Genomic DNA, 16,276 nt, shown 5'->3' on the forward strand with positions numbered 1-16,276 from the left:
CCTATCGAGCGACGGGCAGTGTCACGAAACTCGGTGAGGCGGGGTTCAGTTCGAGGTGCTGTGGCCGCAGTCCGCTCTCGACCAGCATCGGACCGAGGGGCAGCGAGCGCGGGACGCTCGCGGCGTAGACGTCCACGCGGATGCGGTGCCCCGGTTGCAGGACCGCCTCGGTCGGCAGCGTGCTGATGTCGAGGGCCGTCGGTTGCCCCGGGACGATCGGCTGCCGGGACTCGAGGGTCAGCACCGGATGTGCCTGCGCATAGTCGCCGTCGGCGGTGAACGTGCTCTTCGAATCGTCGATCGCCCGCAGCGACGAGACGAGGGAACCGGTGGTGAGCACGGTGGACCGTCCGTCCGGAGCCACGTCGTTCACGGAGACCGACCAGAATCCGTCGGTGGTGTCGAGGACGGTCTCGAGGTGCACGTTGACCGGTCCCGAGAGCACGGTCGGTTCGGTGACCGGCCCGCTGGTGAAGGTGAGACCCTCGGCCTCGTTGAACCGGGCGTCCTTCGTGCATCCGGCGCCCAACAGCACTGCGATGCCGGCGGTGCCCTGCGCGGCCTCACGGGAACAGAATCCGCGCAATCCCGGGGCGACGGTGAGTCGTTGTGCGGTCTCGGGTGCCGACGTCGCGAGCGTGCCGTCGTGGAGGGCGTGCCACGCGGTGCCGCTCGGTGCCGGCGACAGGAAGAGCTTCTCGTGGTCGACGGTGCTGCGCGGGAATTCGTCGGTCGTGACCCAGCCACCGCCCTGCTGCAGCAGGGTGACGGGACCGTACTCGTCGATGCCGTTGTCGATGTCCTTGAGCCAGCGGTCGAACCAGGCGTGCTGGAGTGCCGTGATGTTCGGTGGGTGTCCCTCGGTGCCGAATCCGGTACCGAGGATCGCGTGGTAGCCGTCGCCCATCACCAGTTGCTTGCGGCCGGGTTCGACGGGAATCCGGTTGTAGATGTCGGGCTCACTGTCGGCGAAGATGTCGTGCCAGTTGCCGAAGACGAAGGTGGGCACCTCGATCGACTCGAGTCGGGCCTGCCGTTCCTGGTAGAACGGGCCGTCCTGCGCGACCGCGAGGGCATCGGGGGAGACGCCGTCGACGCTCGGCGCGGTGAGGACCTCGAAGAGTTCGGGGATCTTCGTGGCGGGGTCGGCGAGCCTGTCGCGCAACCACTGTGCGTCGAACCGGCCCTGGAGGAGGGCTTCCATGTCGGGAACCCATTTGAGCCCGTTGACGAGACCGAGCCAGGCGGGCATGAAGCCCACACCCACGGCGCCGCCGGTGCCCACGATGTCGCGCAGCAGGTCGTTGCCAGGTTCGACGGCGAAGACAGCGTCGAGTGCCTCGGGCCGCAGGCCGGCGGCCTGGATCTGGTTGATCGCCGAATAGGAGACGCCGGTCGTCCCGACGCGTCCGTTCGACCACGGCTGCTTCGCCGCCCAGTCGATGACCTCGACGGTGTCCTGCTGCTCGCGCGGACCGAGGACCTCCCACTGTCCGTGGGAGAAACCGGTACCCCGCACGTCGACGATCACCTGCGTGTACCCGTTCTGCACGAGATCGCGGTTGAGTCCGAAGGCGCGGCCGAGTTGCGATGCCGGGGCGGCGAGTTCGGTGATGCCGTCGAAGGGGGCCCCGAAGTTCAGGACGGATCCGAGTTCGTCCACGAACGGGGCGAACTGCGGGTCCTCCATCGCCACCGACGCCAGCGTCGACAGCAGTTTCGTGTACGGCGTGAGACCGAGGACGACCGGGGTGGGTTCGTCGATCGGGGTGCCGTCGGCGTGTGCGGGACGGAAGACGTTGGCGCGGAGCACCGTCCCGTCGCTCAGCGTGATGGGTACGTCCCACTCGACGGCCGTGTTCGGATAGGCGTCGGGGGCATCGACGAGGCTCTGCCAGGATGCGCCGGAGGCGCCACCGCTGGGATCGGCGGTCGCCGGTGCTGTGGATGTGATGGTGCAGGCGGCCATTGCCGCCACGACGAATGCGACCGTGCGTGATCTCACCGGGGCCCCATGCCTGCGGTAAACAGTTCCGCGCACGTTAACGCGAGGTCGGCGAATCCGTCAACGACCGTAGTCGGTCGGATCGGAACCGACGTTGTTGTCGTTCATCCCGTGAAGGATCGACAACAACGTCGGTTTCGATGGCGGGAACTATCAGGACCCGGCCGACCACAGTTCTCCGACAAGAATCCATACTCTCTTTATCGGAGAGTACTGTTCTCCTCATCGATTGGGAATGCGATCGCGGAGGTGTCGATGCGAATCGGGCTCACGGGCGGAGCGTCGTCCACGGACAGGATCGTGAAGCAGGCACAGAAGGCGGAGGCCGAGGGCTTCACGTCGCTGTGGTTCGCGAGCACCGTCGCGGGCGACCCGCTGGCGACCCTCGCGGTGGCCGGTCGGGAGACCGGATCCATCGAACTCGGCACCGCCGTGCTCCAGACCTACCCGTGCCACCCGCTGCTGCAGGCGAACCGCGCCGCGGCCGTCGCCGAGGCCATGGGCCGGCCGGGATTCACGCTCGGGCTGGGACCGTCGCACGAGAGCCTGGTCCGGGACGTCTACGGATTGTCGTACGACACCCCGGGGCAGAACACCGAGGAGTACATCCGGATCGTCACCGCCCTGCTGCGTGGTGAGGAGGTGGACTTCCGGGGAGAGGCCTGGTCGACCCGCAGTGCGGGGCGGATGGTCGACGTCGCACACGAGGTGCCCGTCCTGCTGTCCGCCATGTCGCCGCGGATGCTGCGGGTCGCGGGGGAGTACGCCGACGGGACGGTCCTGTGGATGGCGGCGCCGAAGGTGATCGAATCACGGATCGCCCCCGCGATTTACACGGCCGCCGCGCGGGCGGGCCGGCCGGAGCCGCGCATCGTGGCGGGACTGCCCGTCGCAGTCCACGACGACGCAGACGCCGCGCGCGATGCGGTCGCCGCGACGGCCACGTCCTACGCGGGAATGCCCAGCTACCGGCGGGTCCTGGAGGAGGCGGGCGCGAGTACCCCGGCGGACATCGCGATCGTCGGCGACGAGGAGTCGGTGCGCCGGCAGCTGCAGGGTTTGCTCGATGCGGGCGTCACCGACGTCTGGGCGGCGATCGTCCCCATCGGCGACGACCCGCGAGCATCGCTCCGTCGCACCAGAGCTCTTCTGAGCGCGCTCACCACCGAATAGCGGTCGTCGGAACGGACCGAGACCGGTGTTGTTGTCGATTTCTCGCGGAAACTCGACAACAACACCGGTCTCGATCTGCTCGGAATCGGAATCAGGCGGCGGGACGCCCCTGATCGCGCAGAGCCGAGAGGGCGTCGATGCGCTCGACGGCCTCGGCGACGATGCGGTCGATCAGCTCCTGGCAGCTCGGCAGATCGTCGAGCATGCCCACGACCTGACCGGAGGCGAGCACACCGGCGGCGGTGTTGCCCTCCACCAGGCCGGCCTTGAGGAGCATCGGGGTGTTGGCGGCCATGATGATCTGCTGCCAGGTGCGGTCGCTCGCCTTCTTCATGGCGAGGCCGTCCTTGACGATCGTCGACCACTTCATGCCCGTCATCGACTTGAACTTCGTCGCGTTCCGCGCGGCCGCGAGCAGTCCCTTCGCGTAGGTGGACTTCTCGAGGCTGTTCACCAGGTCGGTGTTCAGGACCCGGTGCGGCATGCCGTCGACCTTGAGTGACACCGTGGTGTCCTGCAGTCCCCGCGAAAGGTACTGCTGCTTCACCGAATCGGGAACGGCACTGTCACTCGTGAGCAGGAACCGAGTGCCCATCGCGATGCCGGCCGCGCCGTAGGACAGCGCGGCGGCCAGACCGCGACCATCGAAGAAGCCACCGGCGGCGACGACGGGGATGTCGACGGCGTCGAGGACGCTCGGCAGCAGCAGGGTCGTCGCGACGGGACCGGTGTGGCCACCGCCCTCGCCGCCCTGCACGATCACCGCGTCGGCGCCCCACGAGGCAACCTTCACGGCGTGCTTGGCAGCACCGATCGACGGAATCACGACGATGCCGTGATCCTTGAGCTTGGCGATCAGCTCCTTCTTCGGTGCGAGGGCGAACGACGCGACCTTCACCTTCTCGCGGATCAGCAGGTCGATGCGCTCGCCGGCGTCCGAGGCGTCGGCGCGGATGTTGACGCCGAACGGTTTGTCGGTCAGCGACTTCGTCTTCGCGACCGCAGCTTCGAGCTCGGGATAGGTCATCGTCGCCGACGCGAGGATGCCGAGGCCACCGGCGTTCGACGTCGCGGCGGTCAGGCGAGGACCGGAGACCCAGCCCATGCCCGTCTGGACGATGGGGTGCTCGATGCCCACGAGCTCCGTCAGTGCCGTGCGCAGGGTGCTCACAGCGCGACCTCGCGATCGCGGAACCCCTTGGGGTCGATCACCTCTCGGATCAGACGCAGTTCCTCGGCGGTGGGTTCGCGGGTCACACCGGCCTCGTCGAGACCGGCGACCTCGAAGGAGGTGTTCTCGGCGACGGTCGCGGACTCGACACCCGGGTGCAGCGAGAGAGCCCGGAAGCTGTGGCCGGGGCCGCCGAAGTCGAAGACGCCGAGGTTGGTGACGACCCGCGCGATGTCCAGGAAGCGGTACGCCGGGTTCTCGGGATCGACCTTGTCGTATCCGACACCCGAGACGATGTCGACCGTGTCGACGAAGACGCGCGAGGAGTGCTTGCCGACCCAGTAGCTGGTCGCGTGGTTGATCGTGTTGCCGGGAGCCCCACGCACACCGAACATCTGACGCGTCGGCTGCTGGAGCGGACCGAAGGCCGACAGGTTCTGGTTGCCGTACCGGTCGATCTGGTTGGCGCCCATCACGACGTGGCGGCGACCCGACGCGACGACGTCGAACACCTTGCGGAACGGCATCCAGCCTTCGATCGGTGCCTTCGCGCCGAGTGCCGGGACGTCGGCGAGGATGAGTGCTTCACCGTCGGTGATCAGCAGGTCGGGCTCGGTGGTGAGCTTGGCCAGGCGTGCGCCGATCTGCGGCAGTGTCGCCATCGGGCTCGCCATGATCTCGCCGGCACCCGCGAAGATGTCGGCGCATGCGATCGCGCAGTACTCGGCGCGGGTCACGGTCTCGGTGGTGGTCATGCCTGCTCCTGTGCGAACTTCTGGACTGCGGCCTGGTACTCGTCCTCGCTGCCCGAGAGGAAACGGTCGACGAATGCCTGCCATGTCTCGGGGTCCTTGGCGGACTCGGCGTAGTGGCGCTGGAACTTCTCGTCGCGGCCGTAGCTGTCGCCCGCGAGGGTGAAGTGCGCCCCGTTCGGTGCTTCGACGATCCCGTCGACCATCATGCGGTTGAGCAGGAGCTGCTGGAGCGGAACTTCTTTCACGAGCTGCTCGGTCTCGACGATTTTCTCGACCGAGACGTAGCGCCGTTCGGCGGCCATGCAGTAGAGGTCGTCGAAGTACGGGTCGACACCCTGGTAGCCGGCGTTGCCGTGCTTGTCGCCGATGTTGAGGTGAACGAACGCCGCGTCGAGGTTCAGCGCCGGCATGGCGATGAGGGTCTCGGTGCCGTCCGGGCCGGGATACGGCGAGGTGACGGTCTTCAGTTCGCCTTCCCAGAAGTCGACGACGGCCGAGCCCAGGCCTGCGCGGATGGGCAGGAACGGCAGGCGTGCCGCGGCGGCCTCCAGGCCGCACTTGATCATGCCCTCGTCCATCTCGCGGGCGACGATCTCGCCGCCCGTACGCACCTTGGCGAACCACGGATCGTAGAACGGTGCCGAGTCGAGCGAGACGAATCCGTAGTAGGCCTTCTTCACCTTGCCCGCCGAGCACAGCAGACCCAGATCGGGGCCGCCGTAGGTGACGACGGTCAGATCCTTCACGTCCGAGCGGAGGATCGCCCGCACGAGGGCCATGGGCTTGCGGCGCGACCCCCAGCCACCGAGGCCGATGGTCATTCCGCTGCGCAGCTCGCCGACCACGTCGTCGAGCGACATTCTCTTGTCACGCATGGTGTTCCGAACTCCTGGTGGTGTGAGGCGTCAGCTGTTGCTGCGCGGCTTTCCTGTTGCGACGAACTCGTCGCGGTGCTCGTCGGCGATGCCGGCGAGATTCAGCTCGAAGGTGAAACCCTGCTCGAGGCGGTAGCTCGTCTTCACGTCGACGGGGTCGATGCGGTTGATGGCTTCCTTCGCACGGCGGATGACGCGGGTGTCCTTCGCGGCGATCATCTCGGCGACCTCGCGTGCGGTGGCGTCGAGTTCGCTGCGCGGCACGACCTTGTACACCGAGCCGAAGTGCTCGAGCTGCTGCGCGGTGACGTTCTGCGCCGTGTAGTAGAGGGTGCGCATCATGTGCTGGGGGACGAGGCGCGCGAGATGTGTTGCGGCGCCGAGTGCACCGCGGTCGACCTCGGGCAGGCCGAAGACGGCGTCGTCGGAGGCGACGATGACGTCCGCGTTGCCGACGAGACCGATGCCGCCTCCGACACAGAAGCCGTTGACGGCGACGATCACAGGTACCTCGCAGTCGTAGACGGCGGCGAATGCGGCGGCGCACCCGTGGTTGGCGGCGATCAGGGCGTCGAACCCTTCGGTGGCCTGCATTTCCTTGATGTCCACACCCGCGTTGAAGCCTCTGCCCTCGGCGCGCAGGATCACCGCGTGGGTGTCGAGACTGCGCCCGGCCGTGGTCACGGCCTCGGCCAGGTCGAACCAGGCCTGTGAGGGGAGAGCGTTCACGGGCGGGAAGTCGACGGTGACCGTGGTGATACCGGCGCTGTCGCAGGTCGAGGTGATGCCCATGGCATGTTCCTAACGTCTGTACCGAACCAAGCGATTGCTTGGTAAGTTAGCACAGGATAGCCGCTTGACCCAGAGGGTCGTAAGGTCGCAGTACGACCGGAACATCGAGGAGAGAAGATGCCCGAAGCAGTAATCGTGTCCGCAGTACGGTCGCCGATCGGGCGAGCGCGCAAGGGCTCGCTCGCATCGATCCGCCCGGACGACCTGGCGACCCAGATGGTCGCCGCGGCGCTCGCCCAGGTCCCCGACCTCGATCCCACCGAGATCGACGACCTGATGCTCGGCTGCGGACAGCCCGCAGGACAGTCCGGCTTCAACATCGCCCGCGTGGTCGCGGTGCAGCTCGGCTACGACTTCCTGCCCGGTGTGACCGTCAACCGGTACTGCTCGTCGTCGCTGCAGACCACCCGCATGGCGCTGCACGCCATCAAGGCCGGTGAAGGCGACGTGTTCGTCTCTGCCGGTGTCGAGTCGGTGTCGAGTTTCGTGACCGGCAACGCCGACGGCCTGCCCGACACCAAGAACCCGCTGTTCGACGAGGCGCAGGCGCGCAGCGCGAAGCTCGCCGAGGGGGGCGTGGCGTGGACCGACCCGCGTAGCGAGGGATTGCTGCCGGATGTCTACGTCGCGATGGGACAGACCGCCGAGAACGTCGCCTCCCACACCGGGATCTCCCGGGAGGACCAGGATCGCTGGGGCGTGCGCTCGCACAACCTGGCGGAAGAGGCCATCAAGAGTGGCTTCTTCGAGCGGGAGATCACCCCGGTGACCCTCGCCGACGGCACGGTCGTCAGCACCGACGACGGTCCGCGCCCGGGCACCACCTACGAGGCGGTCAGTCAGCTCAAGCCGGTCTTCCGCCCGGACGGCACGGTGACCGCCGGCAACGCGTGCCCGCTCAACGACGGTGCGGCCGCTCTGGTGATCATGTCCGACACGAAGGCGAAGGAACTCGGGCTCACCCCGCTCGCGCGCATCGTCTCCACCGGTGTCTCGGGCCTGTCGCCGGAGATCATGGGCCTCGGACCGATCGACGCGACCCGCAAGGCGCTCGCCAACGCGAACATGGGCATCGACGACATCGACCTGTTCGAGATCAACGAGGCGTTCGCCGTGCAGGTGCTCGGCTCGGCGCGCGAGCTGAAGATCGACGAGGACAAGCTCAACGTCTCCGGTGGCGCGATCGCCCTCGGTCACCCCTTCGGCATGACCGGTGCCCGCATCACCGCGACCCTCATCAACAACCTGCAGACCCACGACAAGCAGTTCGGCGTCGAGACGATGTGCGTCGGCGGTGGCCAGGGCATGGCGATGGTGCTCGAGCGGTTGAGCTGAGCGAATTCCGTTCGGGTGGGCCGGACTCCGGTCCGGTCCACCCGACGGCGCGCGTGAGGGGGATGCGTGCGGCTACCAGGGCCCGTGCGTGTCGCGCCAGCCCTTGCGGATGATCTTCCCGGTCGCGTTGCGCGGCAACATCTCACGGGTCAGCGTCCACTGCGTCGGTACCTTGAAGTACGCGAGCCGCTCGGAGGCGAAGGTCGTCAGTTCCTCGGCGGTGGCCGAACGGCCGTCGGCGAGCACGACCACCGCGGCGACCTCCTGCCCCCACTCGGGGTGCGGCGCGCCGGTGACCATGCACTCGCGCACTGCCGGGTGCTGCGACAGCACGCCCTCGACCTCCGAGGGGTAGACGTTCTCGCCGTTCTGTTCGATGAGATCGGCCCGCCGGCCCACCAGCCGCAACCGGCCGTTCTCGACGACGCCGAAATCGCCTGTGCGCAACCAGCGGTCGGGAGTGATCGCCTCGGCCGTCGCGGCCTCGTCGTCCCAGTAGCCCAACATGACGAACGGGCTGCGCACACACACCTCGCCCACCTGGCCGTCCGGAAGCCACGCGCCCGTCCGGTCCCGGATCTCCAGGCTCACCGTGATGATCGGTGCTCCCACCGTGCCCGGATACTCCTCGAGTTCCGCGGCGGAGGCCACGGCGATCGGCGTACTGCACTCGGTGATGGTGTAACTGTCGACCATCGCGTGCTTGCCGAACGGAAGCCGTTCGCGCAGCTGCTGTTTGAACTCGGGGGTCGACGGCTCCGAGGACAGCGTGAAGCGATTCAGGGACGTCAGGTCGTAGCGGTCGAGATCCTCGTCCTCGAGCATCCGCGCGGCCATCGACGGCACGGCCATCCAGTGCGTCACCTGCTCCGCCTCGATGAGCTCGAGCACCGGATGCACGCCGAACCAGCCCTGGTTCATCACCACGGTGCTGCCGGTCGCCAGGCGCGGAACGATCGTGTTGTGCAGGCTCGTGATGTGGAACAGCGACGACGTCAGCAGGTACCGCGAATCCGACGGAATCGACCGGTCGTACGCGGCCCCGGTCCAGATCGTCGCGATCGCATCGAGGTACCGGTGGTAGTCGACCACCGCCAGCAGATTCCGCTGCGAGTGCAGCGCGCCCTTCGGGTCCCCGCTCGTACCCGAGGTGTACAGGAGGACGGCCGGATCGTCCTCGGCGACCCTCGGCGGTGGCGGTTGCGCGCCGTCGAATTCGGCGATGAGGCGCGGCAGATCCTCCTCGATCGACAGCACCACCGTCTGCGCGCGGTCGATGCCGGCCACGGCCGCCGCGCGCGGACCGTCGACGAAGAGCACCCGGGGCCGCGAATGACGGATACCGAATTCGAGTTCCGGCTGCACCCACCACGCGTTCAGCCCCACCGAGATCGCACCGAGGGCCTGTGTCGCCCAGAAGGCGGTGACCCACTCGGGCCGGTTCGCCGACAGGATCGCGACCCGATCGCCCACGCCCACCCCGTACCGCTCGTGGAGCGCCGCGGCGAGGGCGTACGACATGCGCGCGTTCCGGGCGAAGGTGATCCGCTGATCGGTCGTGACCAGATACTCGCGGTCGCCCCAGGCCAGGGACTGGGACAGCAGGTCGGCGACGGCGCGATCGCGTCGGCGCATGACGGGGATCTCGGTGCCCAGGACCTCCTGCATGACGATCTCGAACTCGCCGCCCGGGCCCGTGAGCCGGGAAACCAGCTGGTCGAGGAAATGGGAGGGATCGGACGGGATGGTCATCGCGCGTGTCCCGTCGATGCCCCTGCGCGCTTCACGAACGTCCCCTCCTCCAACGAGTGCGTCCCGTCAGAATCTCACGACCGCTCGGTCCGGCTCCGAATGTACCGGTGAGTGAGACGAGCAGTGACGGTCACCGCCGCGCTCCCTAGCCTTCGGACCAGGGCGTCCGTGGGCAACCGAGGTCCTGTGTCCGAGGGGCCGCGGCCCGGCGCCGTACCCCGAGAGAGGACATCCGATCCCATGACCGCAACGACGGCGTCGCCCGCGCAGTGGCGCGGCCACGACCTGGGCACCCGCACGATCGCCTACGACGAACGCGACGCGATCCTGTACGCACTCGCCGTGGGGGCGTCCGCGACCGACCTCGACCTCGTGTTCGAGGAGCGACTCCGGGTGCTGCCGACCTTCGCCCTGACCCTGGCCCAGTGGGCGCCCGATGCGCTCGGCGCGCTCGGCGCATTCGACACGAGGACCGCACTGCACGGCTCCCAGAGCCTCGAGGTCCTCGCCCCGCTTCCGCGGTCGGGGGAGATCACCATGTCGGCGCGTGTCGGGGAGGTCTGGGACAAGGGCCGCGCGGCGGTCTTCGAGGTCGTCGTCGAGAGCGAGTACTTCGTGGCGACCTGGTCGCTGTTCGCGCCGGGAGCGGGCGGCTTCGGCGGCGAACGCGGACCGTCGGCGCCGGCAGCGCCGGACGAGCAGGCCGACACGATCGGCACACTCACCACCCACGCCGATCAGGCCGCGCTCTACCGGCTCACCGGCGACCGCCACCACATCCACATCGATCCCGCCGCGGCCGCGCGCATCGGTCAGCCGCGCCCCATCCTGCACGGACTGTGCACACTGGCGGCTGCGACCCTGCCGCTCGCGGACATGCTCGGAGCCCACCCCGCCGATCTGAGGACACTGTTCGGACGGTTCGCCGCCCCCGTCTTCCCCGGTGACACCGCGCAGGTGCGTTCCTGGGGTGACACGACCGACGCCCGGTTCGACGTCGTCACACAGGCCGGTGCCGTCCTGTCCGGCGGCCGCGCCGCATTCGCCTGATCCGCACAACTGCCTGGAGGAAAGAGTTGGACACGTTCGCCGAAGTAGTGCGCGCCCGTCACGGTGACCCGAAGGTGGGATTGCGTTTCGAGGATCAGCAGTGGACCTGGGGCGAGGTGGTGCAGGAGAGCGCGGATCGTGCCGCCGCGCTCGTCGCGACCGTGCCTGCTCCCGCAGATCGGCAGCGCCACATCGGGGTGCTGCTCGAGAACGTCCCGGACTTCGTCTTCTGGATCGGCGCCGGTGCCCTCGCCGGAGCAGCCGTCGTGGGCATCAACGCCAGTCGCAGCGGCCCCGAGATCGCCCGCGACATCGCGCACGCGGACATCGACCTCGTCGTCACCGAATCCCGCCTCGCCCATCTGCTCGAGGACACCGGCCACGGACTGTCGGCCGACCGCATCCTCGACATCGACGACGATCGCTACGAGGAATTCCTCGCACCCTTCCGCGGCGCGGATCTGCCCGAGACGATCCCGTCCGCCGACGACATCGCACTGTTGCTGTTCAGCTCCGGTTCCACCGGCGCCCCCAAGGCCGTGATCGTCGGCCAGGGCCGGCTCGCGCGACTTCTCGGTCCGCTCACCGAACGTGTTCGCATGCGCGAGGATTCGGTCGCCTATCTGTGCATGCCGCTCTTCCACGGAAACGCACTCATGCTCAACCTCGGCACGGCGATGCGGGCCGGCGCGACCGTCTGCCTGATCCGGAAGTTCTCCGCGAGCCGGTTCTCCGACGACATCCACCGCTACGGTGCCACTTTCGTCAACTACGTGGGCCGGGCCCTGTCGTACATCCTGAGCCGCCCGGAGGATCCGCGCGACCGCACGGGCACTCTGGAACTGGCGTTCGGCACCGAGGCCTCGGAGGCCGACGTCGCGCGGTTCTCCGAACGTTTCGGATGCACGGTCGTCGAGGGCTACGGGATGAGCGAGGGCGTCTTCCGCATCAACCGCACCCCTGATACCCCGCCCGGCTCGCTCGGCGTCGCCGTCGGTGGGGTGGACGTCCGCATCCTCGACGAGGCCACGGGCCAGGAGTGCCCCCGTGCCCGGTTCGACGAGTCGGGCCGCCTGATCGACAGCGACGCCGTCGGCCAGATCGTCGCGTGCAACACCGCGCACACCTTCGAGGGGTACTACAAGAACCCGGAGGCGATGGCCGACCGCATCAAGGGCGACGACTTCTGGTCCGGCGACCTCGGATACCGCGACGAGAACGGCTTCTTCTACTTCGCCGGGCGATCGTCCGACTGGCTCCGCGTCGACAGTGAGAACTTCTCCGCGACCCCCGTCGAGCGGATCGTCCTGCGCGCGCCGGGCATCCTGTCGGCGCCGGTCTTCGCCGTGCCCGATCCCACGACCGGCGACCAGGTCATGTGCGCCGTCGAACTCGAACCCGACGCCGAGTTCGATCCGGTGGCCTTCGGCGCGTTCCTCGCGGAACAACCCGACATGGGCGACAAGTGGTGGCCGCGGTTCGTGCGGGTCACCGACGGGATCCCGCTCACGGGGAGCAACAAGGTGAACAAGGCACCGCTACGGGCCGTCGCGTGGAACACCACCGATCCGGTCTACGTGCGTGTCGGGCGGACACCCGAGTACGTCCTGCTCGACGACGAGATGCGCGCTCGGATCGAGCAGGAGTTCGTCGCCAACGGCAGGGCGGCGCTGCTGCCCACCGCCGAATCCGCCTCGGTCGCATGACCTCGGCGGGGAGGTCTCGACCAGTGAGATGTCCCCACCTGGGGTGATGCCGATCACCTAGCGTTCGGACGTATCGCGGCGGACGCCCCCCGGCAGACTCCGCCGCCCGAACTCCTGAAGCTTTCCCTGCCTCCCGAAAGGACGGACGACCGTGAGCCTCGGCACTTCCGAACAATCCGAAATCCGTGAGATCGTCGCCGGGTCGGCTCCCGCCCGCTTCGCCCGCGGCTGGCACTGCCTCGGCCTGGCGAAGGATTTCAAGGACGGCAAGCCGCATTCCGTGCACGCCTTCGGTACCAAACTCGTGGTGTGGGCCGACAGCAACGACGAGATCAGGATCCTCGACGCGTACTGCCGGCACATGGGCGGCGATCTCAGCCAGGGCACGGTCAAGGGCGACGAGATCGCGTGCCCGTTCCACGACTGGCGCTGGGGCGGCAACGGCCGCTGCAAGAACATCCCGTACGCACGTCGTGTTCCCCCGATCGCGAAGACCCGCGCGTGGCACACGCTCGATCAGGACGGGCTGCTGTTCGTCTGGCACGACCCCCAGGGCAATCCGCCGCCGGCCGACGTGACGATCCCGCGCATCGCGGGTGCGACGAGCGACGAGTGGACCGACTGGGTCTGGTACACCACCGAGGTCGACACCAACTGCCGCGAGATCATCGACAACATCGTCGACATGGCGCACTTCTTCTACGTGCACTACTCCTTCCCGGTGTACTTCAAGAACGTCTTCGAAGGACACGTCGCCAGCCAGTTCATGCGCGGTCAGGCCCGTGAGGACACCCGTCCGCACGCGAACGGTCAACCGAAGATGATCGGAAGCCGATCCGATGCAAGCTATTTCGGCCCGTCCTTCATGATCGACGATCTCGTCTACGAGTACGAGGGATACGACGTCGAGTCGGTCCTCATCAACTGCCACTACCCGGTCTCCCAGGGCAAGTTCGTCCTGATGTACGGCATGATCGTCAAGAAGTCCGACCGTCTCGAGGGCGAGAAGGCGTTGCAGACCGCGCAGCAGTTCGGCAACTTCATCGCGAAGGGTTTCGAGCAGGACATCGAGATCTGGCGCAACAAGACCCGCATCGACAACCCGCTCCTGTGCGAGGAGGACGGCCCCGTCTACCAGCTGCGTCGCTGGTACGAGCAGTTCTACGTCGACGTCGAGGACGTGAAGCCGGAGATGACCGACCGCTTCGAGTTCGAGATGGACACCACCCGTCCCGTCGCGGCGTGGATGAAGGAGGTCGAGGCGAACATCGCCCGCAAGGCCGCCCTCGACACGGAAACTCGTTCTGCACCAGAGCAGTCCACCACCGCGGGCTAGGGGAACGAATCATGGAGAACCGGATGGAACCGCTGCGTTGCGGTGAGTGCGCCGCGCAGGTGCTGGTCCGGAAGAACAGCTGGGAGCACACCTCCATCCAGTGGAACACCGACGCCCGCCGTCGCTGCCGGATCGAGCAGGACGGCGGGCGTGAGGGCCGCCCCGGCGCACCGCGGATGTCGTGCTCGTATCTCGACGAGACGATCTCCCGGGCGGCAACCTCGGGTGTCATCGAGGTCTTCGACGACACCCCCATCTGCGCCCCCATCGTGCAGTGACGACCGTGCAGTGACAACCGTGCAGTGACAACCGTGCAGTGACAACCGCGCAGGGACCCCCTCGGACCCCGACTACTCCCAGAAGGACAGTGATGACCGAAACCCTCGACCTCGACCGCTCGTACTACGGCCCGTGGGCCGTCATCGCCGGCGGATCGGAAGGCGTCGGCGCAGCGTTCGCCGACGAATTGAGCCGCGCGGGTTTCGATCTCGTGCTCATCGCCCGCAAGCCGGGCCCGCTCGAGGAGACCGCGGACAAGGCGCGCAGCAACGGGGTGCAGGTGCGCACCCTCGCGCTCGATCTGCTCGCCGACGACGCCGTGGAGGAGATCCGCAAAGCGACCGCGGACATCGAGGTCGGTCTGTTCATCTTCAACGCCGGCGCGAACAGCTACGGCCACGAGTTCGTCACCGGTGAACTCGACGGCTTCCGCGGCGTCATCGAACTCAACGTCCACCGCCAGGTCGAGTTGTCGCACCTGTTCGGCGGGAAGATGGCCGAACGCGGTCGCGGCGGCATCATGCTGCTCGGCTCGCTGTCCGGGTACATGGGCGCCGAACACCAGAGCATCTACGCCGCGTCGAAGGCGTTCAGCCGTGTCTTCGCCGAGAGCCTGTGGCTCGAACTCGCTCCGCGCGGTGTGCACGTGGTCGAACTCGTCCTCGGCGTCACCCGCACGCCGGCGATGGTGCGCGCGGGCCTGAACTTCGACATCCCCGGCATGCTCGTCGCCGAACCGGAGGACGTCGCACGTGAAGGTCTCGAGCACCTCCAGGACGGCCCCGTGTGGGTCGCCGGGGGCAACTACGAGGCCGCGGTCAAGCGCAGCGGATTCCCCCGCGACAAGCTCGTCCGGGGTGCCGCGGCGGCGATGCGGGCACTGCTGAACCGCTGATCCCTTCCGATACGGATCGTCCCTGGGCGCCTTCGCGGCATCCGGGGACGATCTCGTCGTCGGGGCGTTCAGAACTCGATGCGCACGTGGTCGCTCTTCGGCCGGGCCTGGCACGCGAGGACGTATCCGTTGGCGATGTCCTCCTCGTCGAGGATCGCCGACGGCGGGCTGTCCACATCGCCCTCGACGACGGTGCACGCGCACGACCCGCACTCGCCCTCACGGCACGAGTACGGCACGTCCAGGCCCTTCGACAGCATGACGTCCACGAGGGTCGCGCTGCGGGGCCACACGAGGTCGTGCTCCTCGCCGTCGAGTTGCACTGTTGCAGAGGTCGCGTCGGCATCCGACTCGTCGATCTCGACGAGGGGGACGTCGGCGAACGGATCGCCGGACAGCGACGTGAAGACCTCGGCGTGGATCCGGTCCTTCGGCACGCCCGCCAGGAGCAGCCCTTCGCGGACGGTGTCCATGAACGGGCCGGGCCCGCACATGTATGCACGGTGATCGGCGAAGGGCGAGATCAGGGTCGCGAGTTGCTGCGGCGACGGCAGGCCCTGGACGCTCTCGAGCCAGTGCACGACGGTGAGAGCGCCGGCGTGACGAGCGGCGAGTTCGCGCAGCTTCTCGGCGAAGATGACGGACTTCTCGTCGCGGTTGCCGTAGATCAGCACCACATCGCGGTTTCCGCTGTGCAGTGCCGACTCGAGTATCGACATCACGGGGGTGATCCCGCTTCCGCCGGCGAACAACACGAGCTTCTCCGTCAGGTCGGCCGGGGTGAAGACTCCAGCGGGAGGCAACACCTCGATGCTCCGGCCCGCGACGATGTTGTCGCACAGCCAGTTCGAACCGTAGCCACCGGCGGTGCGCTTGACGGTGACCTTCGCCGGTTCACCCGTGAACGGGGAACTGGCGAGGGAGTAGCACCGGGCGACGGAACCGGTCCGGTCGCTCGGGATACGCAGGGTGAGGAACTGCCCGGGCCTGTAGGTGAAGTCCTCGCGGCGGTCGTCGGGTACGTCGAACACCAGCGACACGGCGTCGGCGGTCTCCTGGACGACTGCGCTCACCGTCAGCACGGTGGCGCGTGAAGTGACCGGTGCCTGGACGGCTGTCATCGGCGGATTCCCTTCGGTACACGAACGTCTC

Annotated in this window: 14 protein-coding genes; 7 read left to right on the forward strand and 7 right to left on the reverse strand. The window is 67.9% G+C overall.

The window, feature by feature from the left end; genetic code table 11:
- Position 1: 1 nt before the first annotated feature.
- On the reverse strand, positions 2-1,969 hold the full coding sequence (locus U9J23_RS02860; RefSeq protein ID WP_283480062.1) for a CocE/NonD family hydrolase: 1,968 nt from the start codon (positions 1,967-1,969) through the stop codon (positions 2-4).
- Positions 1,970-2,260: 291 nt separating this feature from the next.
- Between U9J23_RS02860 and U9J23_RS02865 the strand changes: the two genes are divergently transcribed.
- Positions 2,261-3,178, forward strand: coding sequence for a TIGR03564 family F420-dependent LLM class oxidoreductase (locus U9J23_RS02865; RefSeq protein WP_059382629.1), 918 nt, complete (start codon positions 2,261-2,263; stop codon positions 3,176-3,178).
- Positions 3,179-3,269: 91 nt separating this feature from the next.
- Here the strand turns inward: U9J23_RS02865 and ipdC are convergent, their stop codons facing one another.
- From ipdC to echA20, 4 genes are read right to left on the reverse strand one after another with little or no spacing between them, the layout of a single operon-like run.
- Positions 3,270-4,349: a (3aS,4S,5R,7aS)-5-hydroxy-7a-methyl-1-oxo-octahydro-1H-indene-4-carboxyl-CoA dehydrogenase gene (ipdC, locus tag U9J23_RS02870; RefSeq protein ID WP_272267033.1), complete on the reverse strand. Its 1,080-nt coding sequence runs from the start codon at positions 4,347-4,349 to the stop codon at positions 3,270-3,272.
- Entirely contained in the window at positions 4,346-5,104 is a 759-nt protein-coding gene (gene ipdB / locus U9J23_RS02875) for a cholesterol ring-cleaving hydrolase subunit IpdB (protein ID WP_059382531.1), read from the reverse strand. Before ipdB ends, ipdC begins: the two co-directional genes overlap by 4 nt.
- Entirely contained in the window at positions 5,101-5,979 is an 879-nt protein-coding gene (locus tag U9J23_RS02880; protein ID WP_179161794.1) for a CoA transferase subunit A, read from the reverse strand. Before U9J23_RS02880 ends, ipdB begins: the two co-directional genes overlap by 4 nt.
- 30 nt (positions 5,980-6,009) lie before the next feature.
- Positions 6,010-6,771, reverse strand: a complete 762-nt coding sequence (echA20, locus tag U9J23_RS02885) for a (7aS)-7a-methyl-1,5-dioxo-2,3,5,6,7,7a-hexahydro-1H-indene-carboxyl-CoA hydrolase (protein ID WP_059382529.1) — start codon at positions 6,769-6,771, stop codon at positions 6,010-6,012.
- A 117-nt stretch (positions 6,772-6,888) separates the two neighbouring features.
- Between echA20 and U9J23_RS02890 the strand changes: the two genes are divergently transcribed.
- Positions 6,889-8,106 (forward strand): acetyl-CoA C-acetyltransferase, encoded by a 1,218-nt coding sequence (locus U9J23_RS02890; protein WP_059382528.1) that lies wholly within the window; start codon positions 6,889-6,891, stop codon positions 8,104-8,106.
- Positions 8,107-8,178: 72 nt separating this feature from the next.
- Here U9J23_RS02890 and U9J23_RS02895 read toward each other — a convergent pair whose 3' ends face one another.
- Positions 8,179-9,858 carry a class I adenylate-forming enzyme family protein gene (locus tag U9J23_RS02895; RefSeq protein WP_059382527.1) on the reverse strand — a complete coding sequence of 560 codons (1,680 nt, stop codon included), beginning with the start codon at positions 9,856-9,858 and terminating at the stop codon, positions 8,179-8,181.
- A 240-nt stretch (positions 9,859-10,098) separates the two neighbouring features.
- Between U9J23_RS02895 and U9J23_RS02900 the strand changes: the two genes are divergently transcribed.
- From U9J23_RS02900 to U9J23_RS02920, 5 genes are all read left to right on the forward strand, one after another.
- Positions 10,099-10,908, forward strand: coding sequence for a MaoC/PaaZ C-terminal domain-containing protein (locus tag U9J23_RS02900; RefSeq protein ID WP_059382526.1), 810 nt, complete (start codon positions 10,099-10,101; stop codon positions 10,906-10,908).
- A gap of 26 nt (positions 10,909-10,934) precedes the next feature.
- Positions 10,935-12,614, forward strand: coding sequence for an AMP-binding protein (locus tag U9J23_RS02905; RefSeq protein WP_059382525.1), 1,680 nt, complete (start codon positions 10,935-10,937; stop codon positions 12,612-12,614).
- A gap of 151 nt (positions 12,615-12,765) precedes the next feature.
- On the forward strand, positions 12,766-13,950 hold the full coding sequence (locus tag U9J23_RS02910) for a Rieske 2Fe-2S domain-containing protein (protein WP_326601289.1): 1,185 nt from the start codon (positions 12,766-12,768) through the stop codon (positions 13,948-13,950).
- 11 nt (positions 13,951-13,961) lie between these two features.
- Entirely contained in the window at positions 13,962-14,228 is a 267-nt protein-coding gene (locus U9J23_RS02915) for a hypothetical protein (RefSeq protein ID WP_080968260.1), read from the forward strand.
- Between the two features lie 92 nt (positions 14,229-14,320).
- Positions 14,321-15,124 (forward strand): SDR family NAD(P)-dependent oxidoreductase, encoded by an 804-nt coding sequence (locus U9J23_RS02920; protein WP_059382523.1) that lies wholly within the window; start codon positions 14,321-14,323, stop codon positions 15,122-15,124.
- A gap of 68 nt (positions 15,125-15,192) precedes the next feature.
- Here the strand turns inward: U9J23_RS02920 and U9J23_RS02925 are convergent, their stop codons facing one another.
- Positions 15,193-16,245: a ferredoxin--NADP reductase gene (locus U9J23_RS02925; RefSeq protein WP_326601291.1), complete on the reverse strand. Its 1,053-nt coding sequence runs from the start codon at positions 16,243-16,245 to the stop codon at positions 15,193-15,195.
- Positions 16,246-16,276: the final 31 nt, after the last annotated feature.

The sequence above is a fragment of the Rhodococcus sp. PD04 genome, from assembly GCF_035918275.1.
Lineage (GTDB): Bacteria > Actinomycetota > Actinomycetes > Mycobacteriales > Mycobacteriaceae > Rhodococcus > Rhodococcus rhodochrous.